The organism is Nocardia carnea NBRC 14403 (assembly GCF_000308515.1).
Classification (GTDB): Bacteria; Actinomycetota; Actinomycetes; order Mycobacteriales; family Mycobacteriaceae; genus Nocardia; species Nocardia carnea.
This window is the reverse complement of the sequence record NZ_BAFV01000056.1, coordinates 92,880-118,426: the sequence shown is the minus strand read 5'-3', so window position 1 is coordinate 118,426 and position 25,547 is coordinate 92,880. Positions and strand designations below refer to the sequence as shown.

The 25,547-nt window shown below is 67.7% G+C and carries 25 protein-coding genes; 16 read left to right on the top strand and 9 right to left on the bottom strand.

Annotated features, from left to right (window positions below; translation table 11 throughout):
- Positions 1-24 precede the first annotated feature (24 nt).
- Positions 25-789: a hypothetical protein gene (locus tag ON22_RS20650; RefSeq protein WP_063820616.1), complete on the top strand. Its 765-nt coding sequence runs from the start codon at positions 25-27 to the stop codon at positions 787-789.
- Positions 790-809: 20 nt separating this feature from the next.
- On the opposite strand, the gene ON22_RS20645 is transcribed toward ON22_RS20650, so the two are convergent.
- Positions 810-989, bottom strand: coding sequence for a hypothetical protein (locus ON22_RS20645; RefSeq protein ID WP_033243278.1), 180 nt, complete (start codon positions 987-989; stop codon positions 810-812).
- 215 nt (positions 990-1,204) lie between these two features.
- On the opposite strand from ON22_RS20645, the gene ON22_RS20640 reads away from it, so the two are divergent.
- The 4 genes from ON22_RS20640 to ON22_RS20625 are packed head-to-tail and all read left to right on the top strand — an operon-like array spanning position 1,205 to position 4,349.
- Positions 1,205-1,912: an alpha/beta hydrolase gene (locus tag ON22_RS20640; RefSeq protein WP_033243277.1), complete on the top strand. Its 708-nt coding sequence runs from the start codon at positions 1,205-1,207 to the stop codon at positions 1,910-1,912.
- 43 nt (positions 1,913-1,955) lie between these two features.
- Entirely contained in the window at positions 1,956-2,345 is a 390-nt protein-coding gene (locus ON22_RS20635; protein ID WP_033243276.1) for a hypothetical protein, read from the top strand.
- Positions 2,338-3,606 (top strand): WXG100 family type VII secretion target, encoded by a 1,269-nt coding sequence (locus ON22_RS20630; protein WP_156052250.1) that lies wholly within the window; start codon positions 2,338-2,340, stop codon positions 3,604-3,606. The genes ON22_RS20635 and ON22_RS20630 overlap by 8 nt, the downstream gene beginning before the upstream one ends.
- The gene (locus tag ON22_RS20625) at positions 3,603-4,349 is read left to right on the top strand and encodes an ESX secretion-associated protein EspG (RefSeq protein WP_033243627.1); all 747 of its coding nucleotides are present in this window, start codon (positions 3,603-3,605) and stop codon (positions 4,347-4,349) included. Before ON22_RS20630 ends, ON22_RS20625 begins: the two co-directional genes overlap by 4 nt.
- Before the next feature lie 33 nt (positions 4,350-4,382).
- Here ON22_RS20625 and ON22_RS20620 read toward each other — a convergent pair whose 3' ends face one another.
- Positions 4,383-5,153 (bottom strand): hypothetical protein, encoded by a 771-nt coding sequence (locus ON22_RS20620; RefSeq protein ID WP_033243274.1) that lies wholly within the window; start codon positions 5,151-5,153, stop codon positions 4,383-4,385.
- 299 nt (positions 5,154-5,452) lie between these two features.
- Between ON22_RS20620 and ON22_RS20615 the strand changes: the two genes are divergently transcribed.
- The 3 genes from ON22_RS20615 to ON22_RS20605 all read left to right on the top strand — a co-directional run bounded on the left by ON22_RS20615 (position 5,453) and on the right by ON22_RS20605 (position 7,987).
- Positions 5,453-5,746, top strand: a complete 294-nt coding sequence (locus tag ON22_RS20615; RefSeq protein ID WP_255218542.1) for a hypothetical protein — start codon at positions 5,453-5,455, stop codon at positions 5,744-5,746.
- Positions 5,747-6,290: 544 nt separating this feature from the next.
- A complete protein-coding gene (locus tag ON22_RS20610; RefSeq protein WP_033243272.1) occupies positions 6,291-7,376 on the top strand; it encodes an S-(hydroxymethyl)mycothiol dehydrogenase in 1,086 nt (361 codons plus the stop codon).
- Entirely contained in the window at positions 7,373-7,987 is a 615-nt protein-coding gene (locus tag ON22_RS20605; RefSeq protein ID WP_033243271.1) for an MBL fold metallo-hydrolase, read from the top strand. Before ON22_RS20610 ends, ON22_RS20605 begins: the two co-directional genes overlap by 4 nt.
- 85 nt (positions 7,988-8,072) lie before the next feature.
- Here the strand turns inward: ON22_RS20605 and ON22_RS20600 are convergent, their stop codons facing one another.
- The 6 genes from ON22_RS20600 to ON22_RS20575 are packed head-to-tail and all read right to left on the bottom strand — an operon-like array spanning position 8,073 to position 13,947.
- Complete coding sequence (locus ON22_RS20600) at positions 8,073-8,546, bottom strand: nitroreductase family deazaflavin-dependent oxidoreductase (RefSeq protein WP_033243270.1); 474 nt, start codon at positions 8,544-8,546, stop codon at positions 8,073-8,075.
- Positions 8,547-8,590: 44 nt separating this feature from the next.
- The gene (locus tag ON22_RS20595) at positions 8,591-9,169 is read right to left on the bottom strand and encodes a TetR/AcrR family transcriptional regulator (protein ID WP_033243269.1); all 579 of its coding nucleotides are present in this window, start codon (positions 9,167-9,169) and stop codon (positions 8,591-8,593) included.
- Between the two features lie 18 nt (positions 9,170-9,187).
- The gene (locus ON22_RS20590) at positions 9,188-10,654 is read right to left on the bottom strand and encodes an FAD-dependent oxidoreductase (protein WP_033243268.1); all 1,467 of its coding nucleotides are present in this window, start codon (positions 10,652-10,654) and stop codon (positions 9,188-9,190) included.
- Entirely contained in the window at positions 10,654-11,676 is a 1,023-nt protein-coding gene (locus ON22_RS20585) for an NAD(P)-dependent oxidoreductase (protein ID WP_081595723.1), read from the bottom strand. Before ON22_RS20585 ends, ON22_RS20590 begins: the two co-directional genes overlap by 1 nt.
- A complete protein-coding gene (locus ON22_RS20580; RefSeq protein ID WP_033243267.1) occupies positions 11,676-12,425 on the bottom strand; it encodes an SDR family oxidoreductase in 750 nt (249 codons plus the stop codon). The genes ON22_RS20585 and ON22_RS20580 overlap by 1 nt, the downstream gene beginning before the upstream one ends.
- Before the next feature lie 52 nt (positions 12,426-12,477).
- Complete coding sequence (locus ON22_RS20575) at positions 12,478-13,947, bottom strand: aldehyde dehydrogenase (RefSeq protein ID WP_033243266.1); 1,470 nt, start codon at positions 13,945-13,947, stop codon at positions 12,478-12,480.
- Positions 13,948-14,144: 197 nt separating this feature from the next.
- Between ON22_RS20575 and ON22_RS20570 the strand changes: the two genes are divergently transcribed.
- The 5 genes from ON22_RS20570 (at position 14,145) to ON22_RS20550 (ending at position 19,293) form a co-directional block, all read left to right on the top strand.
- Positions 14,145-15,350, top strand: coding sequence for a cytochrome P450 (locus ON22_RS20570; RefSeq protein ID WP_033243625.1), 1,206 nt, complete (start codon positions 14,145-14,147; stop codon positions 15,348-15,350).
- Positions 15,350-16,150 (top strand): SDR family oxidoreductase, encoded by an 801-nt coding sequence (locus ON22_RS20565; protein ID WP_033243265.1) that lies wholly within the window; start codon positions 15,350-15,352, stop codon positions 16,148-16,150. Before ON22_RS20570 ends, ON22_RS20565 begins: the two co-directional genes overlap by 1 nt.
- Complete coding sequence (locus tag ON22_RS20560; RefSeq protein ID WP_033243264.1) at positions 16,150-17,373, top strand: cytochrome P450; 1,224 nt, start codon at positions 16,150-16,152, stop codon at positions 17,371-17,373. The genes ON22_RS20565 and ON22_RS20560 overlap by 1 nt, the downstream gene beginning before the upstream one ends.
- On the top strand, positions 17,370-17,855 hold the full coding sequence (locus tag ON22_RS20555) for a glutathione peroxidase (protein ID WP_033243263.1): 486 nt from the start codon (positions 17,370-17,372) through the stop codon (positions 17,853-17,855). The genes ON22_RS20560 and ON22_RS20555 overlap by 4 nt, the downstream gene beginning before the upstream one ends.
- Positions 17,856-18,168: 313 nt before the next feature.
- Positions 18,169-19,293, top strand: a complete 1,125-nt coding sequence (locus ON22_RS20550; protein ID WP_051157886.1) for an MCE family protein — start codon at positions 18,169-18,171, stop codon at positions 19,291-19,293.
- A gap of 552 nt (positions 19,294-19,845) precedes the next feature.
- On the opposite strand, the gene ON22_RS20545 is transcribed toward ON22_RS20550, so the two are convergent.
- A complete protein-coding gene (locus ON22_RS20545) occupies positions 19,846-20,616 on the bottom strand; it encodes a deoxyribonuclease IV (protein ID WP_033243262.1) in 771 nt (256 codons plus the stop codon).
- A gap of 109 nt (positions 20,617-20,725) precedes the next feature.
- Here ON22_RS20545 and ON22_RS35845 point away from each other — a divergent pair, with 109 nt between their 5' ends.
- From ON22_RS35845 to ON22_RS20530, 3 genes are all read left to right on the top strand, one after another.
- Positions 20,726-22,060: a serine/threonine-protein kinase gene (locus tag ON22_RS35845; protein WP_081595722.1), complete on the top strand. Its 1,335-nt coding sequence runs from the start codon at positions 20,726-20,728 to the stop codon at positions 22,058-22,060.
- A 330-nt stretch (positions 22,061-22,390) separates the two neighbouring features.
- Positions 22,391-24,226, top strand: coding sequence for a serine/threonine-protein kinase (locus tag ON22_RS20535; RefSeq protein WP_033243261.1), 1,836 nt, complete (start codon positions 22,391-22,393; stop codon positions 24,224-24,226).
- Positions 24,227-24,692: 466 nt separating this feature from the next.
- A complete protein-coding gene (locus ON22_RS20530) occupies positions 24,693-25,463 on the top strand; it encodes an ABC transporter ATP-binding protein (RefSeq protein ID WP_033243260.1) in 771 nt (256 codons plus the stop codon).
- Positions 25,464-25,547 lie beyond the last annotated feature (84 nt).

Below are 25,547 nucleotides of genomic sequence, written 5' to 3'. Positions count from 1 at the left end.
CGAGCGGATATAGGGAGTTCAGCAGTGCACAACAGAATCGTCGCGCGAACCGCGGCCGCAGCGGCCGCCCTCGGTATCGGTGCCGCGCTCACCTTCACCACCCCGGCGGCCGCCGCACCCGAACCCGAACCGACGCCCGGCGAAACCGCGCTGACCGCGCTCACCGAACAGGCCGCCGCCGATCCGGCCGCCCGCCCCGGCGTGGATGCACTGCGCAGCTATCACGACATCGTGGCCGCCAGCGAGATCAGCAATATCAGCGCCTATGCCCCCTTCGTCTACGCCGCCCCGACCTTCGGCTGCGGCAGCAACGGCGTGATCACCACAACCTTCGCGGCCGCCACCGCCAACGGCCCCAGTATCAACCTGAGCGGCACCCCCGGCACGCTGACCTTCCACGCCACTCCGCGGCATTCCGGTATCGCACAGGCCTCGGGTCTGGTGGTCGCCTGGATCAATATCAACAACGGCCGCAGCGGGCTGGATACGCTCAGCGATGTCACCGAGTTCGGTACCGCCTCGTTGTCGCGGACCGTCGACAGCGGGCCGGGGACGGTCCTCGCCTCCATGTGGGGAACCGTGAGCTACCCGGGCGCGCTCTGTGTGATGACGCCCACGGTCGGCTTGTTCTCCGTGCCCGACCTGCCGCCGGCCCCGGCCGTTCCCGCGCCGGATGCGGCCGCCCCGCAGGCCCCGGCTCCCCAGTCGGCACCGGCGGCCCCCGCGCAACCGGGCGCCCCGGCTTCGGAAGCCGGGCCCGCACAAGAGCCCGCTGCGGCTCCGGCGTAGCCACTCGCCGGGCCGACGCCTCATGCGGCGACGGCCGGGGAATCGTCGATCGGCGCCCCGGCGATATCGCTCACCCCAGCGGTACAGGCCCGTTCGCCGAGGCCGACGCCCGGCCGCCGCAGCAACTTGTCAGGTAGGACGGTGAGTTCGTCGTCCGGTGCCCGGCTGAGCTCACGGGTGAAGAGAGTCCCTGCATCCATGCGACTTTTGCCGTTGTATCCGGACGCGGCCACGCCGTGACGCCATCGCCCTGGGCTGGGGACTCGGGTGGGACGGCACCAGCGTTCTGCAGCCGGCGCGCCGCAGGTATTCCAGCTGTGAACACCGGGCTCACCTCGAGCAGCCGCGCCTTCGTGGCTCGTGGGATGGATCGTGCCGGACTCCGGCCGCGCATCCGGTTTGCCAGAATTCGATCATGGGGTTTTTCGAAGGCGCGCGTGGCCGGTTGCATTATCGGGATCGGCCGGTCGACGGGGCTGTGGCCGCGCTGGCGTTGTTACCCGGTTCCGGACAGCACAGCGGGCATTATCACGAGTTCGCGCGTCGGCTGAACGTCGACGGAATCGCGGTGTGGACGCTGGATACCGCCGGGCAGGGGCTCAGCGAAGGCGATCCCGAGCGTCCCGTGGACTTGGATGATCTGGTGGATGACGCGGTGCGCTTCATCGGGGTTGTGCGTGACCTCGTCCCTGATCTGCCATTGGCCCTCATGGGACATTCGCTGGGAGCGATCACGGCGCTGGCCGCACTCGGCGCCGCCCGGACGCAGGCTGTAGCTCCCGGGCGCAGCGCGACACCGAAAGCTGCCGGATACCCGGCCGATCCGGCGCTGGACGCCCGCGACCTGGCCGGACTGGTGCTGTGCGGTACCCCGCAGCGGGTGCTCGGCACCAGTTCCGCGCAGGTCGCCCCGCTGCCGCGGGTGCTGGCGGTGCACGGGGTCGACGACCGGCGGGCGCCGATCGAGGCGGTGCGGGACTGGGCGCGGCGGCATGATTCGGTGGAGCTGCGCGAGTACCCGGATGCGGGCCACGATCTGCTGCACGAGCGCGTGCGCGGCCGGGTCGCGGCGGATATCGTGCAATGGACGCAGGAGATCGTCGCGGGGCCGGCGCGGCGATGACGAGAGCCGCTGGGCGCCGGCGGAAGAGGAAGGGGGTCCGGCGATGCAGCCGAATACGATTACCGCGCTCGGCTCGGCCGTCGACGACGGAGAGCTGTGGATCGATGGGGTTCTGGTGGCCGAGGGCGCGCCGGAGCGGTGCGCGCTGCGCTACGAGCAGCTGGCCGATCAGGTGGATGCGCAGATCGAAACCCTCGGCGCAGCGGTTTCCCTGCCGGGTTTCGGTGGATTCGATTCCGGTGCGGCGCTGCGCGGCGGTTTCGAAGGTAAGGCAGGCGATGCGATAGCGGCGCTGCGTAATTACGCGAATGCGGCGCGGCAGATGGCGCATACCTTCCGGAGTGCTGCGGCGGCGTACCAGCACACCGATTCCGAGGTCGCGGCCGCGCTCGGCGCCACACCGGTCGAGGTGACGGGAGTATCCGGTGCGTGAGCTACCGCGAACAGGGCTCCGGGGCGCCCACAATCGCGTGGACCCCGATTACGCGCCGACGGTCGAGGTTTTCGACAATCTGACCCACGAGCAAATCCACGCCGGCGTATCGCTGCTGGATCCGTCCGCGCTGCAGACCGGCGGCCAACTGTGGCAGGGGGCGGCGTCCGGGCTGAACGATGCTGTGACGCAGGCGCATACCGAGATCCGCGGCACCATCTCCGACGGCTGGCGTGGCGCCGCGGCGGGTCTCGCCGGCGCGGCGGTCCGGGATTTCGAGGCTGCCGGCCGGCAGCTTGCCGATGTGCTGACCACGGTGGGACAGCGGCTGGGGCAGGCGGGTGACGCCGCGGAAACGCTCCGTACCGGTATCGGCGAACCGTCCGGAGTCCGGCCGGACCTGCCGGCTGCGCTTCTCGATCCGCATGCGGCGACGGGCAATATTGCCGGCCAGCAGGCAGCCGAGAGCGAACGCGCGGACGCGGTACGGGTGATGGAAAGTGTCTACCTCGGCGCCTTCATCCCGACCGGCTCGCAGGTCCCCGCCTTTCCTGATCTGCCCGATCCGGGGCCGGGGGAACCGGATACGCAGACCTCGGCCGCCGCGCCCGCCGCAGCCGCTACCGGCGTGAGTTCGCCGGTAGGAAAGGTCGTTTCGTACGCACCGGATACTGCCTCGGCGTCGCCGGCCGCACCGGCTCTCCAGGAAGCAACCGCAAGCGATCCGGCTACCGCCGGCGCGCCTGCACTCCCCGCTGCCCCAGGTGTCCCGGTAGCCGCAGCAGTGCCCGGCCCGGCGGATCAGCCGCAGGCCACCACCACCGCCGGAACACAACTGCCGGGTCCCGCGCCCGCGCCCACCGCCCCGGCCGTAGCCGGCAGCAGTGCGCCGGTGGCGCCGGCGAGTACGCCTGGTGCCCCCGTGTTCGCCGTACCGGTCCGTCCGGCCGCGGCCGGGTCATCCGACAGCGAACGCGATCGTGAGGAACAGCAGCGTAATTCGAGTGGCGATGCGATCACCGGGATGGGTGCGGGCGCGATCGGCGGCATGATGGGCGGTGCGATGGCGGCCGATAGTGTGCGCTCGAATTCTCCGGTGGCCCCGGCGCGCGCCGAACGGCCCGGCGACGAGGACGACGATCTGCATTTCGGCGACGAGGAACTCACCTTCCTGGAAGAAGCCGAACCCGGCGGGCAGCTGATCGGCACCCTCGAACCCACCACCCCGCCGGTGCTGGGCGAGTGGACCGACGCGGAGTGAATTGGATCCTCACCCCGGACCAGTTGGCGCTGGCCTGGGAACAGACGGTGGGCGATCGCCTCCCCTACCCGCTGGCGGTGCGGTTGTCCGCCCGGGATTCCGCCGAGCGGACCGCCCAGCTGCCCGCGCTGCAGCAGTGGTGCGAGACCACTCTCGACGCCGATTTGGAAGCAGCGCTGCGGGTGCTGGCCGCTCCGGAGGTCAGTGTGTCGGTATTCGGACAGGACGGCGCCGGGGCACCCGTCACCCGTGTGCTCGGTGCGTCGGCGGGACATATCGGGGTCGTGGCCACGCAGCGGCCGTGCGGCGATCCGGATCGAGGTGGCGATATCCGGATCGTGGCCGGGGCCGCCACCTCCCTGCCCGTGCGTGTTGTTGCCGCGCTACCGGCCGCCCCGGTCGGTAGCGGGGCGCGGTTGCGTGCGCCGCGGGCGGAGGTCGTCCGTGACGGCCGGGACCGGGTGACCGTGCCGGTCGCGGGCCCCACTGTGGCGACCCGGATCCGGCAGCGGCTCAAACAGCCGCGCGACGGTATCGGCCAGCTCGTTGTCTCCGTGCACCGGCCGACCAGGACGGATCCGTTCGGTGTGCTGTGCTGGATCGATATCGCCGGGGACGGCCGCTATGCGATCCACACCGGCACGATGGTCGATATCGCCGCTGTCGACGCCGAGCGGTTCACGAATTCGCTGCGGCCCATGGTGACCGGTGCGCAGCGGGCGATCGCCTACGCCGAGACCTGACGGCGCCGGATTCGCGGCACCGAGCGGAGGCTGTCAGCCACCGAAACCGGGAGGGACGGCCGGCGCGATCGTGATGGTCGGGACGAGTGCGCCGGATTCCGGCGCACCGGTCTCGGTGGTGTCGGCCGGTAGCCCGAAGGGCGTGGATCGTTCGGATTCCGGTGCCGGCGGGGTCGAGGTGGTCCGTGCCGTTTCGGTGCTCGGAGCGGTCTCGCCGCCCAGGGGCTCGGTGGCCGGCGGTGACTCGGGCGCGACCGGTGTATCCGAGACGCCGGGTGCCTCGATCGTCGTGGTGGGGGCCGGGACGGCAGAGGTCGGCGGGGTGACCTCGGTGCCGGTGGGAGCCGGTGGCGGAATCGGCGATTCACTGTGCGCCGGCTCGATTTCCGTGGCGGACGACGATGTCGCGGCCGAATCCTGCTCCGGTGTGGGCGACTCACCGGGGGTGGCCGAAAGCGTGGCGCGTCTGGTGGTCTCGTCGCTGTCGGTTGTCTCGCCGGGGCCGGTCGACGCGGCGGCCGATGAGGTGACCGAAATCTGGTATTCCGGCGGCAGAGTGCGCCGCGGCGGCGGTTCGGGAGCCATCCGCCAGCTGGGGGACGGCGGGATCAGTACCTGGGCCACCGTAGTGGCCGTCGGATCCGCGTAGCGTGCCTGTTCGACCGCCTGAGGCCCCGAGTGGATCGGTGGCGGTGGTACGTAGGTGTCTTCCTGACCGACCCCGCAGGCGCCGATGAACACCAGCCCGAGGGATACCGCACCGGCGGCGGCCAGGGGCCCGGCGACCTTCGTTTTGCTGTCCATCGGTGACGCTCCTGTGATAAGTCAGTGGCCTCACCTTAATCGAGGGTGACCGGTGGAACTACCCCCCGCCCTGCCGATTCCGCTGGTTACCGTGTGTAAGGTCCGCTCGCGGCGGGTATATCAGGTATCGAATTGATATCGGCCGCGTGTCGCGTGCTTGTGTTGCGTAACAATCTTCGGGTTGTGGCCTTAGCGTATGTTGCGGAAGTGACGCATGGGACACCGGAGTCCGCGGTGCCGATGCACCGCAGTGGTAGGCGCTACACGATTTCCGGATCGGCGCCATCGAGGAGTAGATGATGGGAGACCAGACCACCACCGATCTGCCCGGCGCGGCAGAGGTGCCCGAGACGCGGAAGGCGGATGCGGAGCCGGTGATGACCGGTTCGTCCGGTTCCGGGGCGACGGTGAGTAGAATTCTCGGCTGGCTGGTTTTCACCGGGGGGCTGGGGGCGGCGGTCTACGGAATCGCCACGTTGCATGTCGTGATCAGTGTTATCGGTCTCATCCTCGCCTGTACTGCGGGGTTGACGTTGCTCAAATTGCGGGCGGACGGGCCGGGCCCCGAACCCGAGGTGCGGATCGCCGGCTGATCGGTCCCCGGGTGGTCGGGTTCCGCCGATCGTTCATCGAACGGCCGGTGAGCCCGCATCCGCGAATCTTTTCGCACACTCTTGTACCCGGTGTGCGCACTGAGTGGGACACGTGTCCGGTCAATATTCTGGACACGTGAGCGTCGAATTTTCCGGTCGACTCCGGTTTCATCCGGGCTGTCGAGCCGGGTAATCGGACGTTTGCCCGACTCGGCCACCGTGGGTATTTTGGGCTCCGGTCGGGACGGATCAGGAGGAAAGTAGAAGATGATCGAAACCGGGTCCGCGGCCCTGAATCTGGCGAATCTCGTCACGAACATTGCCGCCAATGTGACCTATATCCTGCAGGCCTGGGGAGTTCTCTGAGGGTTTGCCGATAGTGCGGCGGGGCGTCCGGTGGGCGCCCCGCCGCACTGCGTCCGGGGCCCCGCGACCTCCGGCGGGGGCCCATCCGGATACCCCCGGGCCCGCGCGGCGGGACGGCGGGGCGGATAACGTATGCGGCATCGTGCATCACCGCATGACCGCCCCGAGAGGAGACACAGTGCCCCAGCAGGTTCGAGGTGTTATCGCCCGCAGTCCCGGCGCCCCGGTCGAACTCGTTCAGATTGTCCTGCCCGACCCCGGGCCGCGCGATGTGGTGGTGAAAATCCAGGCCTGCGGCGTATGCCATACCGATCTGACCTATCGCGAAGGCGGGATCAACGACGAATTCCCGTTCCTGCTCGGCCATGAGGCCGCCGGTGTGGTCGAGACCGTGGGCTCGGCGGTAACCCATGTCGAGCCGGGCGATTTCGTGATCCTGAACTGGCGTGCGGTCTGCGGACAGTGCCGGGCCTGTAAACGCGGGCGGCCCTGGTACTGCTTCGACACCTTCAACGCCAGTGTGCCGATGACGCTCGAGGACGGTACCGAACTCACCCCCGCGCTCGGTATCGGTGCGTTCGCCGATAAGACGCTGGTACACGAGGGTCAGTGCACCAAGGTGGATCCGGAGACCGATCCCGCGGTCGCCGGATTGCTGGGTTGCGGTGTGATGGCCGGGATCGGCGCCGCCGTGAACACCGGCAATGTCGGCCGGGGTGACTCGGTCGCGGTGCTGGGGTGCGGTGGTGTCGGTGATGCCGCGATCGCCGGCGCGCGGCTCGCGGGCGCCGCAACCATCATCGCCGTGGACACCGACGCCCGGAAGTTCGACTGGGCCCGTGAACTCGGCGCCACGCATACCGTCGACGCCTCCGCCACGGATGCGGTCGAGGCGATCCAGGAGCTCACCGGCGGTTTCGGGGCGGATGTGGTGATCGATGCCGTAGGCCGGCCCGAAACCTGGAAGCAGGCCTTCTACGCCCGCGACCTGGCCGGCACCGTGGTGCTGGTCGGCGTCCCGACACCCGATATGAAGCTCGAGATGCCGCTGATCGATTTCTTCAGCCGCGGCGGATCGCTGAAATCGTCCTGGTACGGCGACTGCCTGCCCGAACGCGATTTCCCCATGCTGATCGACCTGTACCGCCAGGGCCGGCTCCCACTGGAGAAGTTCGTCACCGAGCGGATCGGCCTGGACGCCGTCGACCAGGCCTTCACCACCATGCACGGGGGTGCCGTGCTGCGTTCGGTGGTGGTCCTGTGACAGCCCGGGTCGAACGAATCGTCACCGAAGGCCAGTTCTGCCTGGACGGCGGTTGCTGGGATGTGGCGAACAATATCTGGCTGGTCGGTGACGACAGCGAGGTGGTGATCATCGATGCGGCGCACGACGCCCAGCCGATCCTCGACGCGGTGGCCGGTCGCCGCGTCACCGCCATCATCTGCACCCACGCCCACAACGATCACGTGACGGTGGCACCCACCCTGTCGGCGGCCACCGGCGCCCCGATCCATCTGCACCCCGCCGACGATGTGCTGTGGCAGCAGACGCATCCCGGTGTCGAATACCGTTCGCTGGCCGACGGCGAGGTCTTCGAGATCGCCGGCGCCCAACTGCGGGTACTGCAAACACCGGGGCATTCGCCCGGGTCGTGCTGTCTGCACCTGCCGGACAGTGGCGTGGTTTTCAGCGGTGACACGTTGTTCGAGGGCGGTCCGGGGGCGACCGGGCGGTCGTATTCGGACTACCCGACCATTCTCTCGTCCATCAACGACGTTCTGTTCGCGCTCCCGGACGAAACGGTCGTGCACACCGGCCACGGGCCGGACACCACGCTCGGCGCCGAACGCGCCAACGTGCCGGCGGCTTCGTAGTCGTGGTGTGTAGGCGGTAGCGGTTCCTGCCGGATGACCGGCAGGAACCCATGCCGCTTGCACGGGCGGGCAGCGACGCAGTATGTCAGGCGCGGGGTTCCAGGATGAAGACCGGGATCTTGCGGTCCGTCCAGGACTGGTAGTCGGCGAAATCCGCATACAACTCCAGCAGTTGCGGCCACAGCCGGTCGCGTTCGCTGTCGTCGGCGAGGCGGGCGCGGACCGCGAGCCGCTCCTTGCCGATCTGGATCGCGGTATCCGGCTGTGCGACCAGGTTGTAGTACCACTGCGGGTTCTTCGGCAGTCCGCCCTGTGACGCGACGATGACGGTATTCGCGCCGTCGCGCAGGTACAGCAGCGGAATCGTGAACTGCTTACCGGATTTGCGGCCGGTATGGTCGAGCAGCAGCGTGGGCACCGGTTTACGGAAACCCGCCCCCACGCGCCAGTTCCCGCCGATGCGGCCGCCGGTGCGTTTGTACGCCCAGGTGTTGACCTTGGACATGTACTTGATGGCGGTGGGAACCAGGGACGAATCGAGTTGTTTGGGTCGGTCCATCAGTTTTACCGAAGCTTTCTTTCGCTGCTCAGTGCAGGATCAACTCAGTGCAGGATCAACAGGGCCGATTTCTCGATGAGGTCGGCGATATCGGCGTAGGACGCATAACCCATACCGGCCCGCACCAGCGCGCCCGCGTAGACGAGTTCGAGGGAGACCACGATCTCCGGATCGGCGCCGGGACCGAGGGCACGTTCGATCCGGGTACGGATCTCCAGGCCGATCCGGGCCCGCAGATGCGCCACATCGGGGTCGCGGCCCAGTAGTGCGCTGGTGACCGCGCCGGCGACCTCCTGATCGTCGGCGACGAGCAGGGCGATGGAGCGAAGTTCGGCCACCACCCGCACCGTGGGGTCGGGATCCTCGCTGACCGGGGAATCCGCCGCCACCAGCCGCCGCCAGAAGATCTCGGCGACGAGGTGTTCCTTCGACGAGAAATAGGTGTACGCGGTGGCGGTACCCACACCGGCCGCGGCGGCGACCATACGAATGGTCATCCCCGCGAAACCTTCGCGTGTGAGCACCTCCACCGCTGCCTTCGTCAGTTTGTCGACCGTATCGGCCTGTTTCGCGGACAGGCGGCGACGGGTCGCTTCGACGACGAGAGGTTCACCTTCGGACATGTGTCTGAATGTACCGTTTCACGCTTTCGCGACCGCAATCCCGGCCCGGCGGCCGTAGAAACTGCCGTCGCCCAGGGAGGTTCCGCTGGCGTAGCCGCCCGCGCAGACACCCGAGGTGCAGCGCCCCGCCGCGAACAGTCCGGCGATCGGCCGGCCGTCGACATGCAGGACCCGCGAATCCAGGTCGGTGCGCAATCCGCCCAGGGTGAATCCCGCAGTGAAACCACGCATATCGAAGGCCGCGAACGGGCCCTCGAGCGGTTTGGTCCATTCCGGTTTCTTGCCGAGCAGGGGATCCTGGCCGTTCGCCGCGTATTTGTTGTAGAGCTCGACGGTGCTCTGCAGGGCGAGTTCGGGCAGACCCATATCGGATTCGAGTTCAGCGATGGTTTCCGCCGCCCAGGTGGGCGGCTGCCGGAAGAACGGTGTGGAGGTCTCGGTGGTGAGGGATTCCTCGTAGGCGGCTTCGCCGATGATCAGATACGCCTGGTTCTCCTGGTGGAAAAGCGTCATCTGCCCGATCCGGCCGGGATAGGTGTCCTCCGGGACGTAGCGCTGCCCGCGGCCGTTGACCAGGATGCCGCGCGCCATCATCTGCGGGTCACCGAAGAACGCGACCTCGGTGGCGTCCATATGTGCCAGATCGGCGCCGAGGGCCTGGGCCAGCCGGATGGCGATACCGTCGTGTTCTTCGATGGCGGCGCCCGGGCGGCCGATGAGCCGCGGGGCGAACCCTTCGATCATCTGCTCGTGATAGGCGAAACTACCGGTGGCCAGTACGACTCCGCGTTCGGCCCGGATGGTCAGCTCCTTGCCGTACTGTTTGGCGACCACGCCGACCACCCGGTCGCCGTCCACGATCAGCCGCTGGATCCGGGTGTCGTACTCGGCGGTGACGCCGAGTTCTTCGGCGGCTTCGGCGAGCGGTTTCATCAGCATGTAGCCGCCGCCCTTGGAACCGGTCCGCTTGTTCGACATCTGCGGAACATGACCGCGGGGCGCCGGATCGGCGACGGTGTTGAACGGTGCGGCGTTTTCGCCACCGGTGTACATGAGGCCTTCGTCGTGGGGGGGCTCCCAGCCGGGCTCGCCCCAGAATTCTGCTTTGAAGGGCACCCCGTTGGCGACCAGCCATTCGTAGTGTTCGACGCTGCCGTGGCAGTAGTCGGCGATCTTGTCCCGGTCGACACCCGGGCCCAGCGCGGCGACCATGAATTTCTCCATGTTCTCCGGACTGTCTTCGAATCCCAGCGCGCGCTGCAGCGGTGTACCGCCACCCAGGTAGATGAACCCGCCGGCCAGCGCCGCCGCCCCACCCCAGCCGCTGGTGCGTTCCAGGATGAGTACCTGCGCCCCGGCCCGCGCGGCCTCGATCGAGGCGCAGACCCCGGCGATCCCGTAACCGGCGACCACCACATCCGTGGTGCGGTCCCATTCGGTGACCTCGGCGGCGGACAGCGGTCGGATGGTGGTGGCGTCGGCCATTATTCGGATTCCTTACTGTCGTTCTGCGCCGTGGCGCCGGTGTCGCGCCGGTCGGCAGCGGCGACTTCCTGCCCGGCGATGCTGCCACGGGACGCCGCGGCGGTGTCCGGCCTGTCCCGCTGAGCGGAGCCGGCGGAGTCCCATGCGGCCGAGGTCGCGCCCCGCCCGACGCCGAGCCCGTCGCCGAAACGCGACAGCGCGAGGGTTGCCAACGGGAGCTCGGTGCCCAACCGCCCGCCCAGTTCGAGCGCCAGCGACAGGTCTTTTTCGCCGAGTTCACGGACATGGGTGAGGATGGGCAGCCAGAAATCCCCCTCCTCGATGGGCGCGGTGGTATCGCGGAGCATGATCGATCCGGCCCCTCCCGTCACCGCATCCGAGTGACGGACCACTTTGCCGAGCGCGGTGATATCGAGCCCGGCGGCCTCGGCCAGTCGCTGCGCCTCGGTGGCGGCAGTGAACGAGATGAAATGCAGCAGGTTGCGGGCCAGTTTCATCTGGGTGCCGGCCCCGACCTCACCGGCGTGCACCACCAGATCGGCGAAGCAGCCGAAGGGTTCCCGTACCGCGGCCACGGCGTTGTCGTTACCGCCGACCATCACCGCCAGTCGTCCGCTGTTCGCGCCCGCGGCGCCGCCGCTGATCGGGGCGTCGACCAGCTCCACGCCGCGTTCGGCGCACAGCCGGGCGAATTCGACGGCCGATCCATCGCCGATAGTGGAGTGCACGGCCACCACGGTTCCCGGCGCGGCAGTGCTCAGCACGCCGTTCTCGCCGGTCAGCACGGTGCGGACCTGCTGGTCGTTCACCACCGCGATACAGACGACACCGCATTTCGCGGCGAGTTCGGCCGGGCTGCCGGCGGCCTCGGCACCCGCGTCGGTGAACGGTTGCACGGCCTCGGGCCGGGTATCGCAGACAGTGAGCCCGCCGGACCAGTCCAGCAGCTTCTTCGCCATCGGCGCACCCATATCGCCCAGGCCGATGAAACCGACCCTGGTGCCGCCCCCGTCGCCGCTCATCAGCGGATCACCTGACCGCCGTCGACGCAGAAGATCTGCCCGGTGACCCATTTCGCGTCGTCGGACAGCAGGTACAGCAGGGCGCCCGCCAGATCCTCCGGGGTGCCCATCCGCTTGAGCGGCAGGCGGCTGACCATGTCCTTGACGATGCTCTCGGGCGTGGTGGTCTTGGTGGCCTCGGTATCGGTGGGGCCGGGCGCGATCGCGTTGATCCGGATATTCGATCCGCCGAGTTCGGTGGCCAGCTGCTGGGTGAGCCCGTTGATACCGACCTTGGCGAGACCGTAGAAACCGCTGTAGACATAGGCGGCCGTCGACGATTGGTTCACAATCGAGCCGCCCTCGTTGGCTGCCATGTTTTCCCATACCGCGCGGGTCATCACCAGGGCACCGTCCAGGTTCACCGACATGAACTTCTGGTAGTAGTCCCACGGCACCGTGAGCAGCAGATCCAGTTTCATCCCGCCGTAGATGGCGGCGTTGTTGACCAGATGGTCGATCTTGCCGTACTTCTCGATGGTGAAATCGGCCAGCGTCTTGGCCGATTCCGGATCGGAGACATCGACCGGATGGAACGATGCGGTGCCGCCGTCGGCCACGATCTTCTCGGCGACGGCCGTTCCGCCCTCTGCGTTCAGGTCCGCGACGACGACGGATGCGCCTTCGGCGGCCAGCGCCTGCGCGTAGACCTCGCCGATACCGCGGGCGGCGCCGGTGACGATGGCGGTGCGACCGGTGAAACGAGCCATGGGATCGAGCTCCTCGCTGCTGTGGAAAGCCTGGTGGGGAAAAAGTTTCGGATTACTGCGCGGTCGCGACGAGCTTGGTCTCGAGGTACTCCTCGAATCCGGCGACACCCATCTCGCGGCCGATACCGGACTGTTTGTAGCCGCCGAACGGGGCATCGGCGCTGTACCACATACCGCCGTTGACGCCGAGGGTTCCGGTACGCACGCCGTCGGTGACCCGCCGGATCCGCTCGGGGTCCTTACCCCAGACGGCGCCGGACAGGCCGTAGGGGGAATCGTTGGCGATCCGGACGGCATCGTCGTCGCCGTCGTAGGGCAGCACCACCAGGACGGGACCGAAGATTTCCTCCTGGGCGGCCTTCGCGCTGTTGTCGAGGTCGGCGATCACGGTGGGTTCGACGAAGAACCCGCGTTCGTGTTCGGCCGGGCGTCCGCCACCGGTGACGATGCGACCGCCATCGGCGCGGGCGCTGTCGATATAGCCGAGCACCCGGGAACGCTGCCGGTCGGAGATCACCGGACCGCAGACGGTGCCGGGGGAGGTGGGGTCGCCGGGGCGGATTCCGCTCATGGTGGCTGCCACGGCCTCCACCGCCTCGTCGTACCGGGCCCGCGGCACCAGCAGCCGGGTGGTGAGGGCGCAACCTTGGCCGGCGTGGACGCACAGCGAGAAACCGGCGTAGCTCACGGCGGTGGCCAGATCGGCGTCGTCGAGCACGATGAAGGCCGATTTGCCGCCCAGCTCGAGGAAGGTTTTCTTCAGATTCGCCGCGGCCGAGGCCATAACGGCGCGTCCGGTACCGGTGGAGCCGGTGAAACTGATGAGGTCGACCCGGGGGTCGCCGGAGAGCTGGGCGCCGAGGCCGTGATCGGAGGAGGTGACGATATTGACCACACCGGGTGGGATATCGGTTTCCTCGGTGATGATCGAGCCGAGCGCCGCCGCGCACCACGGGGTGTCGGGGGCCGGCTTCAGGACGATGGTGTTGCCCGCCGCCAGGGCCGGGCCCAGTTTCGCGAAGTTGATCTGATGCGGGAAGTTCCACGGCGTGATCGCCCCGACCACGCCGACCGCCTCGCGCCGGACCACCCGGTGGGTACTGATCCCCATCGGCGCCGAGACCCCGAGTTCGGTTTCCCATTCGTAGTTCGCGGCGAGCTGGGTGGCGAAGCTCAGATCCTCGATCGGGCCCTCCAGTTGCGGGCCGCTGGTGAACATGATCGGCGCGCCCACCTCGGCGATGGTGATCTCGCGTAGTTCTTCCGCGTGCGCCTTCAGTGCCGCCTGCAGCTGTTCCAGGCAGCGCACCCGGAAGGCGTGGTTGCGGGACCAGTCGGTCTCGTCGAAGGCGGTGCGGGCGGCGGCGATGGCGGCGTTCATATCGGCCGCGTCTGCGTCGGCCGCGGTGCCGATGACCTCTTCGGTCGCCGGGTTCACATTGTCGAACACGCCGTTGCCGCCGGCGACGAGGCTACCGCCGATCAGCAGTCGGGAGCTGTCGCCGGGCAGAAGACTGTTCATTAAAGACCCCAATACTGTCTGGACAGGTGTATGGAATATAGTCCGGACTCTTCTGGTAGTGCAAGAACCGGTTCTAGTTATTGTCGCGACGGCGCGCCGCTGGTACCGTCCAGACACATGTCCAGCTATGTGTCTCCCCCTGCCGGGTGCACCGCCCCGTCCGGCGAGAACTCGTTATCGAAACAGAGGTGGATCCGATGACGGCAGCATCGTTGGAGCCGGTGACGTTCGACCCGTACGACTACGTCTTCCACGAGGACCCGTACCCGACGTACGCCCGGCTGCGCGCGGAGGCACCGCTCTATTACAACGCGGAACTCGATTTCTACGCGCTGTCCAGGCATGCCGATGTGACGAACGGTTTCCGCAACGCCACGCAGCTGTCCAATGCCAACGGCGTCTCCCTCGACCCGGCCGCCTGGGGCCCCGACGCCCACCGCACCATGTCGTTCCTCGCCATGGACGATCCCCGGCATATGCGCATGCGGCGCCTGGTGTTCAAGGGTTTCACGCCGAAACGGGTCGCGGATATGGAAGCCCGCATCCATGAGCTCACCCTCGAATACCTGGTACCGGCCCTCGAACGCGGCGAATTCGACTGGATCGAGGAAGTCGCCGGCAAACTGCCGATGGACGTCATCTCCGAGATGATGGGCGTACCGGCCGCCGACCGCGCCGAAATCCGCCGGATGGCCGATATGGTCATGCACCGCGAGGACGGCGTCACCGATGTCCCGGATTCGGCGATCGAGGCCTCGCTGAACCTGGTGGTCTACTACGCGAACATGGTCGCCGAACGCCGCGAGAAACCCACCGACGATCTCACCTCCGCGCTGCTGGACGCCGAGATCGACGGCGATTCGCTCACCGACGACGAAATCATCGGCTTCATGTTCCTGATGGTCGTCGCCGGTAACGAGACCACCACCAAACTGCTCGGTAACGCCCTGTACTGGGCATCTCACAACCCGGAGCAGTACGCCAAGGTCGCCGACGATACCGACCGCGTCTCGGACTGGGTCGAGGAAACTCTGCGTTACGACACGTCCAGCCAGATGGTCGCGCGGACCGCCACCGAGGATCTCGAATACCACGGCAAGGTGATCCCGGCCGGCGCCAAAGTGCTGCTGCTGATCGGTTCGGCCAACCGTGACGCGGAAGTGTTCGACGACGGCGACAGCTTCGATCTCGACCGCGCCGAAAAGGGCAACCTCGCCAGCTTCGGCGCCGGTGTGCACTTCTGCCTCGGCGCCCATCTGGCCCGGCTGGAGGCCACCGTCGCCCTGCGTGAATTCGCTTCGCGCGTCAAGTCCTATCAGGTGCGCGAGGACGGCATCGAACGCGTGCATTCGAGCAATGTGCGGGGCTTCGCCAAGCTCCCGATCACCGTGGAGGTGCGGTAATGCCCCGGTTCGAACCCCATCCCGAGAAGCGGCCGGCCATCGTTGCCGGTGCATCGTCCGGTATCGGCGCGGCCACCGCGGTGGAACTGGCCGCACAGGGACATCCGGTTGCGCTGGGTGCGCGCCGGGTCGAGATCCTCGAAGATCTGGCCGGCAAGATCCGCGCCGACGGCGGGACTGCGTTCGCGCACCGCCTCGATGTCACCGACCAGTCCTCCGTGGACGACTTCGTGGCTGCAGCCGAGGAAGCGATCGGGCCCACCGAGATTCTGGTTTCCGGAGCCGGGGATATCGAATTCGGCCTCATCCAGGACATGACGCCCGCGGATTTCGCGCATCAGGTGCAGATCCATCTGATCGGCGCACACCGGATGGCGCATGCGGTGCTGCCCGGTATGACCGAACGCCGCCGCGGCGATGTGGTGCTGATCAGTTCCGATTGCGCGCCGCATCCGCGGCCGTGGAACGGCGCCTACAGCGCGGCCAAGGCCGGGGTCGAGGCCATGGTGGGGCAGCTGCGGATGGAACTCGAAGGCACCGGTATCCGCGCCTCGCTGGTGCGGCCTGGTCCGACGGTGACCGGTATGGGAATGAACGCGAAACCGGAGGTCGTGGGCCCGCTGCTGGAGTCGTGGCAGTCGTGGGGGCTCGCCCGGCATCCGTACATGCTGCGCGCGAGCGATCTGGCGCGCGCGGTCTCGGCCGTCGTGAGCACCCCGCGCGGCGCGCATCTGGTGCTGGTCGAGGTGCAACCGGAGGCGCCGCTGCGGCCGCTGCCGGAAGAAGGAAAGGAATCCTGATGACAACCGCCCTGCCTCCGGGTTTCGATTTCACCGACCCCGGCCTCTGGGAACAACGCAGTCCGGTCGAGGAATTCGCGATGCTGCGGCGTACCGCCCCGGTGTGGTGGAACGCCCAGACCGACGAAGCCTCGGGTGGTTTCAACGACGGCGGATATTGGGTGGTCAGCACCCTCGAGGACGTCAAGGAACTGTCCCGTAACCCGGAGCTGTACTCGTCGCAGCAGAAGGGGTCCATCGTCCGGCTGCCCGGCGATATCACGCCGGATCAGATGGCGTTGACCGGTGCGCTGCTGGTGAACATGGATCCGCCCAAACATTCCAAGGTGCGCCGGATCGTCGCCAAGGGGTTCACCCCGCGTGCGGTGGAGGGACTGCGCGATGCGCTCACCGAACGGGCGCACAAGATCGTCCACGAGGCGAAGAAGACCGGCGGCGGTGATTTCGTCACCCAGGTCGCCTGTGAACTGCCCCTGCAGGCGATCGCCGAACTGCTCGGGGTGCCGCAGGAAGACCGGCGCAAGGTTTTCGACTGGTCCAACCAGATGCTCAACTACGACGATCCCGAATACGGCGACCCCACCGTCGCGTCCGCGGAGATTTTGGGCTACGCCTGGAATATGGCCGAGCAGCGGCGCGGCTGTCCGGCCGACGATATCGTCACCCAGCTGGTCAATGCCGACGTCGACGGTGACGGGCTGGCCTCCGACGAGTTCGGTTTCTTCGTCATCCTGCTCGCCGTCGCCGGTAACGAGACCACCCGTAATGCCATCACGCACGGTATGAAGGCGTTCGTGGACAATCCCGAACAGTGGCAGCTGTACCGGGAGCAGCGCCCGCGCACCGCGCCGGACGAGATCGTGCGCTGGGCCACCCCGGTGACGGCGTTCCAGCGCACCGCCACCGAAGATCATGTACTGGGCGGGCAGGAGATCAAGAAGGGGCAGCGCCTCGGATTGTTCTACAGTTCAGCGAATTTCGACGAGTCCGGTTTCGAGAGTCCGTTCTCCTTCGATATTCTGCGCGACCCCAACCCGCACGTCGGATTCGGCGGGACCGGCACCCACTACTGTGTGGGAGCCAACCTCGCCCGGCTGGAAATCGACCTGATGTTCAACGCGATCGCCGATGCCATGCCCGACCTGAAATCGGTCTCCGATCCGGTACGGTTGCGTTCGGGGTGGATCAACGGGATCAAGAGTTGGCAGGTGCGCTACGAATGAACGTCCGAGATATTCCGGTGAACACGCTGTCCGGTTCGGCGACCACGCTCGGCGAGCTGGTGGGTGACCGGGCGGTACTGCTGGTCAATGTCGCGTCGAAATGCGGTCTGACTCCGCAGTACAGCGGTCTGGTCGAATTGCAGAAAACTTACGGCGACCGCGGTTTCAGCGTCGTCGGCTTCCCGTGTAACCAGTTCATGGGCCAGGAGCCGGGGACCGCCGAGGAGATCGAGCAGTTCTGCTCGACCACCTACGGGGTCGATTTCCCGCTGCTCGAGAAGGCCGATGTGAACGGGGACGGCCGCCATCCGCTGTACCGCGAGATCGTCGAGACCCCTGACGCCGAGGGCGCCGCCGGCGATGTGCAGTGGAACTTCGAAAAGTTCCTGATCAGCCGTGACGGGTCCGTGGCGGGCCGATTCCGGCCGACCACCGCACCGGATGCGGACACGCTGATCGCGGCGATCGAGAAAACGCTGTAACCGATGCCGTAACCGCTTATGATCGAGGCCCGCTCACCCCAGTGGTGAGCGGGCCTTTTTCACTTTCTACCTGCGAAGATGTCGGATCGCGGCGGATTCCGGACGCAATCGGTGAAAACCGTACCGACCGGGTCGAATCACCCATAACATGGACAACTGTCTGGACATAAATCCGGTTCAGTTCGGCACAACGGGGTGCCGAACATCGCAAGGCAGGTGAGTGGTGGTACCCGTACACACCCAGTCCGATCGGCACACGACGACACGGCGCAAGATCTGGAACGCCGTGCAGTACAAGCTCGCGGCGCTGGCCATGATGCTCGTGCTCGTCCTTATCGTGGTGGTCTCGCTGACGATGTTCCTCGGGGGATTCACCCCGGAAAAACACGTGGCCGTGGTGGTCCCGCGCAGCGGGCTCGTCATGGATCCCGACGCCAAGGTGAAGTTCCGCGGCGCGGAAGTGGGCCGGGTGGGCACGGTCGAAAACGAGAACGGGGAGGTCCGCCTCGAACTCGATATGAATCCAGATCTCATGGGCCTGGTCCCGGCCAACGCGCTCGTGGATATCCGCTCCACCACGGTGTTCGGCGCCAAATACGTGAACTTCGTCGAACCCGCCGAGCCCGCGGGCCGGCTCCGGCCGGGGCAGGTACTGCGCGGTGAATCGGTGACCGTCGAATTCAACACCCTGTTCGAACGGCTCACCGAAGTGCTGGAGATGGTGGAACCGGCGAAACTCAACGCCACCCTCACCGCACTCGGCACCGCCCTACAAGGCCGGGGCGAACGGCTCGGTGACCTCCTGGTGAACGCCGACCGGCTGCTCCGCGAGCTCAATCCGAGCCTGCCCGCGCTCCGGCACGACTTCCAGGCCGGCGCCCACGTGACCAACCTCTACGCGGACACCGCCCCCGATCTGCTCCGCACCGTCGACAACGCCACCACCCTCAGCAACACCCTCACCGAGAACGAACAGAACTTCGACACACTGCTGCTGGAAACGATCGGCCTGGCCGACACCACCGGCGCGGTCCTGGCCGAGAACGAACAGAATCTGGGCACCGCACTGGACCTGATGCTGCCCACCACTGATCTACTGGACAATTACCGGCCCGCGCTGGATTGCACGATCCGCGGTCTGGCCACGGCGATGCCACTGGCCGAGGACCTGGTCGGCGGCCGGGTTCCGGGAGCGTCCTTCAACGCCGGCTTCATGTACGGTGCCGAGGCCTACAAGTACCCCGAAGACCTGCCGAAGGTGAACGCGACCGGCGGACCACGCTGCGAGGGCGTGCTGAACCGGGTGCCCGGCAGCCACGCCGACTACGTGGTCACCGATACCGCAGAAGTACACCCGTACATTCCGTCCACCCGGATCTACCAGAACCATCCGACGGTGTTCCAGGTGCTGTTCGGGGGGCTGCCGGGGGTGCGGTGACCCGTAGGCCCCCGTCGGCCTCGGCCGGAAATACCCTCAGGTCAGGACTGCTCGTCCGGCCGGCTCGGCCCCGGGCGGACACACATCACACCACCACACGGCTTATCGGTGAGTGCCGCCGGCGTGGGATGCACGGTCGGCCGGCGATGCGCCGGAGCCCGGAGCTCGTCACGGCGGCGACCCCGGGGACCACGAGCGGTGCGATGCCGCCTCACCGAGCGGCTCCGGGCCGGTAACCCGGACGGCCGGGTGCTGCCCGGTGGCCGGTAGCCGGGGCGGGGGAGGAGCCGGAGCGGGCCACCGGATCCAACGGTGTCTCGACGGGCCTATCGGTCGGTGGCCGGTAATGCATAGGACATAGTGTCGCTCATCGTGCCCCCGGCCGGTGTCACCGGGCTTGCCCAGAAGGACGCAGATCACGCCACACCGGGCGCAGTCGCCGGAATCGAGTCCGGCCGGGTGCCGCGGGCGCGGTGCCGGGGCGCATCCGGCGCGGACGGTCGTCGACCGAACTTGCCGGCATGGCCGGCGATCGTGTGGGCGGAGCTTCTGCTACCCGAGGTGCTCGCGCAGGTAGGCGAGATCTTCGGCCGTACCTTCGCCGGGGGTTTCCAGCACCACGGGGGCGTCGGCGGTGCGGCACACCTCCGCGAGCAGTTCGGGGTCGATGGTGCCGGAGGCGAAATTGGCGTGCCGATCGGCGCCGGAATCGAAGGCGTCGCGCGAGGAGTTCAGATGCACCAGATCGATCCGGCCGGTGATCGCGCGGATCCGTTCCACCACGCCCACCAGATCTTCGCCGCCCGCCCAGGCGTGGCAGGTATCCAGGCAGAATCCGGCGCCGTACTCACCGACCGCATCCCACAGGCGCGCGATCGTATCGAAATGCCGGGCCATGGCATGGTTTCCGCCGGCGGTGTTCTCGATCAGGATCGGCACCGCGAAACCGCCCTTGTCCTGCTGACGTTCGAAGAGTTTGCGCCAGTTGACGAACCCGGCCTCCATCTCCTCGTCCGACCGCACATGACCCCCGTGTACGACCAGGCCGAACGCGCCGATATCGGCGGCGGCCTGCGCCTGCAGGGCGACCGCGTTGCGGGACGGCATCCGCAGCCGGTTGTTGGTGCTGGCCACATTGATCTGATACGAGGAGTGCACCACCACATCGATCGGGCTGGCGAGGATCTGTTCGGTGGCGGGATGGGGTACGGGTTTGTCCCAGCTCTGTGGGTCCACCACGAACAGTTGTACGACATCGGCGCCGAGTTGCTCGCCGTACCCGATCGGGTCGCTGTCCATCCGGACGTGTGCTCCAATGCGCATACCGTCAGACTATCGGCCGGCACCGACACCGGGCCTCGCCTTGCGCCGGGGCGGTGCGGGAAGATACACCGGTAGAATCGTGCACGACCCGACGAGGGGGAATTCGGCGATGCTCCAGCCTGGTGAGGATTTCTCGGGCTATCTCATCCGACGGCGCCTGGGTGTCGGCGGCATGGGGATGGTCTTCCTCGCCAGACATCCGCGGCTGCCCCGGCTGGTGGCCCTCAAACTACTCAACCCGGACCTCTACTCCGACAGGGAGATCCGGCTGCGTTTCGAACGCGAATCCGAACTCGCCGGCCGGCTCGAGCACCCCAACATCGTCACCGTCTACGACCGCGGTGCCGAGGGAAAGCAGCTGTGGATCTCGATGCAGTACGTGCCCGGATCCGATGCCTCGCTGGTGGACCTGCAGGTCCTGGATCCGCGCCGGGCGGTGCAGATCATCGGCGATACCGGAGTCGCCCTGGACTTCGCACACGCCAACGGGGTGCTGCACCGGGATGTGAAACCGGGCAATATCCTGCTCGCCAAACCGCCCATCGGACAGCCGGAACGGGTGCTGCTCACCGATTTCGGTATCGCCGGGGTCCGGGACGCCGAAACCACCCTCGCCGCGGCCGATACCATCACCGCGACCCTGGCCTATGCGGCGCCCGAACAGCTCACGGGTGCGAAACTCGACCACCGCGGTGACCAGTATTCGCTGGCCTGCACGCTGTTCTGGTTGCTCACCGGATCCGGCCCGTACCCGGGCACCAACCCGGCCGAACTCATCCAGGCACATCTCACCGCACCGGTCCCGCGGCTGAGCCGGATCCGGCCCGGGCTGCCACCGGCGCTGGACGAGGTCTTGGCGCGCGCCCTCGCCAAGAACCCGGCCGAGCGGTTCCTGAGCTGTACCGAGTTCGCGGCCGCCGCTCGGTCGGCGCTGCGGCCGCCGGGCCCGCGGGGCGGGCGCCCACCGGGGCCCGGGGTGCGCTTACGTCCCGGACCGCGGCACGGGCCCGGCGGTCCCGGCTACGGTTCGGGGGAGTTCGGGCAACCCGGCGGGCGCGGGGCGCCGCCGTACCGGTCCACCGAATACCGCCAGGCCGGTGTGGTTCCGCCGCGGTACGCCTCCAGCGAATATCGGCATCCGGGTCCGGCGGCGCCGCCGTACGGGTCCAGCGAATTCCGCCACCCCCGTGGTGGTGGCCCGCGCCCCGGCGGCGCCGGTAATCGCCCGCCCCCGAATGCGGGAGAGCCCCCGCCCGCCCCGAACGAATTCCGGCCACCAGGTCCAGGGACCCGCGGTCCCGGCGAACTGCCCCGGCCGGTCGAGCGGCCCCGCGCGGAACCCGCCGATCCCGCCGTCATCGATCTGCCCGGCTTCCGCCGTCGCCCGGGCTCGGACCCGCCCGATATGGGCGGCCCGCCACCACGCCCCGGCGCCACACCCTGACCGGATAACCAGCACATTCCACCGTTCGATCGCGCCTGCCCGAACGAGAAGCCGGTCACCTCGCCGGGGTGGCATCCGGAGCCGGTCCGGCCACGGCCGATGCGGCGTGGTGCACGAGCGGGTCCGACCGGGCGAAGGCGATCCCCGCGCCGGGCGCGGCGGGCGTCTCGCGTGCTGGTTTGCCCGTCGGCGAGAGCCGTCGGGGAAGCATCGACTCCTGCTATGGTTTCGATGATTTCGCGTGACCGAACCGCTACGGTCCGGTCACGCTTTTCGTCTACGCAGGTGCTGCCGGTGGGTCCCGGTGGCGTGGCGGGAATTGGAGCGGACATGCTGGCCAACGGCGATGTTTTCGCCGGCTATGTCATCGACCGGCAACTCGGCCGGGGTGGGATGGGCTCGGTCTACCTGGCGAAACATCCGCGACTGCCGCGGATGACGGCGCTGAAACTACTGAATCGGGAGATGTTCTTCGATAAGGAGGTGCGCGCCAGATTCGAACGGGAGGCCGATCTGGTCGCCCGCCTGGATCATCCCAATATCGTCACGGTGTACGACCGCGGGCTCGAGGACGAGCAGCTGTGGATCTCCATGCAGTACATCGACGGTATCGATGCCGCGTCGGTCGATCCGCAGAAACTGCCCCCCGAACGGGCCGTGCAGATCATCACCGAAACGGCCTCCGCGCTGGACTACGCCCACGGAATGGGGGTGATGCACCGCGACGTCAAACCGGCCAACATCCTGCTGGCACGATCCACCGGCGGCCGCGGCGAACGGGTCTACCTCACCGATTTCGGTATCGCGCGGTTGCGCGACGACACCGGGCATCTCACCCAGACCGGCACATTCACGGCCACGCTGGCCTATGCGTCGCCCGAACAGCTCACCGGTGCCGATCTGGACCACCGCTCGGACCAGTACTCACTGGCGTGTTCGCTGTACTGGCTGCTCACCGGCAACGGTCCCTTCACCTCCACCAACCCGGCCGGGGTGATCCAGGGGCATCTGCAGTCGCCGCCGCCGTCGTTGAGCGCGGTCCGCCCCGAACTGCCGCCGACACTGGACATTGTGCTGGCCAAGGCGATGGCCAAACGCCCCGACGACCGCTTCGCCTCGTGCAGTGAGTTCGCCGAGGCCGCGCAGCAGGCGCTGACCTCTCCGGGGGCACCCGTTATCGGCTCGGGGCCGCCCACCGCGATCGCGGCGACATATCAGCCGCCGAACGCCCCCTACAGCAGCGGCGCGAATCCGTACCCGAGCACCGCGGCGCCGCAGCCGTACGCCAGCGGCACCCAAGCTCAGCCGTATGCCAGTGGTGTCCAGCAGCCACCGCCGTACATCAGCGGCGCCCAGCCGGGGCAGCAGCCGCAGTACGCCGGCGGTTTCCAGCAGCAGCCGGTCGGCGGGGATATGCACCAGCAGCCCTACGGGAGCGGGCCGGGATATCCGAACCCCGGCGGGCCCTACGGTGGCGGGTCGAGTGCCTATCCTCAGCCCACCGGTTATCCACAGCCGATGGGGCAGATGCCGCAGGGCGGGCCGCCGCCGGCCAAATCCAATACCGGGCTCATCGCCGCCATCTGTATCGGCCTCGTGGTGCTGATCGGTGTGGTGATCGGTGTCGTGGTCCTCGCCACCAGCGGTGACGACGGCGGTCAGGGGAACCAGGCCGGCGCCGCCACCAGCACCCAGACCACCGTCGCCCCGGTCGCGGCCAACGCGGATTCGATCAGCAAAGAGTTCCCCGAAATGGTCCCCGCGACCAAAGACGAGGAAATCGGCTACGACGGCGCGAAATGCTGGGAAACCGATGACGGCTACACCCCCACCCCGGACGACGGCGAACCCGATTTCGGGAAATGGGCCTGGCAGTGGCGCTGCTACGGCGGCGGTAACAACGAAGACCCGTTCTACCGGATCTATGTCTACGACTCCGCCGCCGAGGTGGATTCGGTGGTGAAGGGCCTACCCGCCACGGCCGAGAAATCCAGCGATACCAACGGCAGCCGCACCTACACCAACTACACCTGGGACAGCGACGGCCCGAAGATGATGACGGTATTCACCAACCATCCGGAGCGCGCGCAGTACCTGATGTACACCGACGGCATCGTCGGCACCATCCCCGAGATGGTGACCTGGTGGAAGTCGGCCCCGCTGTAATTTTGGCGGCGTCTGCGGCGCCGCGGGTTTCGGCCCCCCTTGGTCCCTGCTGTCAGCACTCGACACTCGCGGCTTCGCCGCGTCGCATCGAGCACTGACAGCAGGGACGGGCCAAAACCTTGCAGGGCCTCGCTGAACTCGGCACCGCCGTTGGTTGCGTTGGGTCTTTCGAGGAACCTTGCTGAACTCGGCGTTGTCGTCGGCTGCGCTGGGCTTTTCCGGGGGCTGGCTGGGCTTGGCGCCGTTGGTTGCGCTGGGTTTTCTGTGGCCTCGCTGGACTCGGCGGTGCCGCTGGGCACGTGGGACATGTGTGGGGCTGCCGCGAAAGAGTGACGCAGACGCCTCGCGGTCGGGCTGCTCGAAGGCGTCGGGTGATGCGCCCCGCTACCAGAGGACGACGATGCGGCACTCCGGGTCAGGGGTATCCCGGATGGCGCGAGCGAGCGCCGCCCGACAGACTGGACTCATGACTGCTCATGCTGTCGATACGGATTCGGCCGGTCCCGGGTCCGCCGTCGCTGCCGGTGCCCTCGAACTCACGAAGGTCTACGGGTCCGGGGAAACCCGGGTCACGGCCCTCGACGCGGTATCGGTCGATTTCGCTCGCGGGGAATTCACCGCCATCATGGGGCCGTCCGGTTCGGGTAAATCCACACTCATGCACTGTCTGGCCGGGTTGGACGCGGCGAGTTCGGGGCAGGTGCGGATCGGCGATACCGAACTCACCGACCTCTCCGACAAGGAGATGACGGCCCTGCGGCGGGACCGGATCGGGTTCGTCTTCCAGGCGTTCAACCTGGTCCCGACGCTGACGGCGCTGGAGAACATCACCCTGCCGCTCGATATCGCCGGCCGCCCGCCCGAGTCGGAATGGCTGGCGACGGTACTGAAGCGACTGGGCTTGGAGGACCGGCTCGGCCACCGGCCCAGCGAACTGTCCGGTGGGCAGCAACAGCGGGTCGCGTGTGCGCGGGCGCTGGCAGGCAAACCGGAGATCATCTTCGGTGACGAGCCGACCGGCAATCTGGATTCACGATCCTCCGGTGAGGTGCTGTCGATTCTGCGGGCCGCGGTGGACGAATTCGGCCAGACCGTTGTCATCGTCACCCACGAACCCGCCGCCGCCGCGTACGCGGACCGGGTGATCTTCCTGGCCGACGGCCGTATCGTCGACGAAATGCGCGATCCGACCGCCGAGACCGTGCTGGACCGGATGAAGGCGCTGGAGGCCCGGTGAATCACCCTCGCGCTGCCATTCGCCGGACCGACCGGGGTGCAGGGTCTCCCCGGACGACACAGGAGACCCGATAGTGGCCGCACA

Bases quoted from the DNA above. Each gene is read 5' to 3' on its own strand.
- ON22_RS20645 (WP_033243278.1), bottom strand. From the start codon at position 989: ATGGATGCAGGGACTCTCTTCACCCGTGAGCTCAGCCGGGCACCGGAC.
- ON22_RS20640 (WP_033243277.1), top strand. From the start codon at position 1,205: ATGGGGTTTTTCGAAGGCGCGCGTGGCCGGTTGCATTATCGGGATCGG.
- ON22_RS20635 (WP_033243276.1), top strand. From the start codon at position 1,956: ATGCAGCCGAATACGATTACCGCGCTCGGCTCGGCCGTCGACGACGGA.
- ON22_RS20620 (WP_033243274.1), bottom strand. From the start codon at position 5,153: ATGGACAGCAAAACGAAGGTCGCCGGGCCCCTGGCCGCCGCCGGTGCG.
- ON22_RS20615 (WP_255218542.1), top strand. From the start codon at position 5,453: ATGGGAGACCAGACCACCACCGATCTGCCCGGCGCGGCAGAGGTGCCC.
- ON22_RS20600 (WP_033243270.1), bottom strand. From the start codon at position 8,546: ATGGACCGACCCAAACAACTCGATTCGTCCCTGGTTCCCACCGCCATC.
- ON22_RS20595 (WP_033243269.1), bottom strand. From the start codon at position 9,169: ATGTCCGAAGGTGAACCTCTCGTCGTCGAAGCGACCCGTCGCCGCCTG.
- ON22_RS20590 (WP_033243268.1), bottom strand. From the start codon at position 10,654: ATGGCCGACGCCACCACCATCCGACCGCTGTCCGCCGCCGAGGTCACC.
- ON22_RS20585 (WP_081595723.1), bottom strand. From the start codon at position 11,676: ATGAGCGGCGACGGGGGCGGCACCAGGGTCGGTTTCATCGGCCTGGGC.
- ON22_RS20580 (WP_033243267.1), bottom strand. From the start codon at position 12,425: ATGGCTCGTTTCACCGGTCGCACCGCCATCGTCACCGGCGCCGCCCGC.
- ON22_RS20575 (WP_033243266.1), bottom strand. From the start codon at position 13,947: ATGAACAGTCTTCTGCCCGGCGACAGCTCCCGACTGCTGATCGGCGGT.
- ON22_RS20570 (WP_033243625.1), top strand. From the start codon at position 14,145: ATGACGGCAGCATCGTTGGAGCCGGTGACGTTCGACCCGTACGACTAC.
- ON22_RS20565 (WP_033243265.1), top strand. From the start codon at position 15,350: ATGCCCCGGTTCGAACCCCATCCCGAGAAGCGGCCGGCCATCGTTGCC.
- ON22_RS20560 (WP_033243264.1), top strand. From the start codon at position 16,150: ATGACAACCGCCCTGCCTCCGGGTTTCGATTTCACCGACCCCGGCCTC.
- ON22_RS20555 (WP_033243263.1), top strand. From the start codon at position 17,370: ATGAACGTCCGAGATATTCCGGTGAACACGCTGTCCGGTTCGGCGACC.
- ON22_RS20550 (WP_051157886.1), top strand. From the start codon at position 18,169: ATGATGCTCGTGCTCGTCCTTATCGTGGTGGTCTCGCTGACGATGTTC.
- ON22_RS20545 (WP_033243262.1), bottom strand. From the start codon at position 20,616: ATGCGCATTGGAGCACACGTCCGGATGGACAGCGACCCGATCGGGTAC.
- ON22_RS35845 (WP_081595722.1), top strand. From the start codon at position 20,726: ATGCTCCAGCCTGGTGAGGATTTCTCGGGCTATCTCATCCGACGGCGC.
- ON22_RS20535 (WP_033243261.1), top strand. From the start codon at position 22,391: ATGCTGGCCAACGGCGATGTTTTCGCCGGCTATGTCATCGACCGGCAA.
- ON22_RS20530 (WP_033243260.1), top strand. From the start codon at position 24,693: ATGACTGCTCATGCTGTCGATACGGATTCGGCCGGTCCCGGGTCCGCC.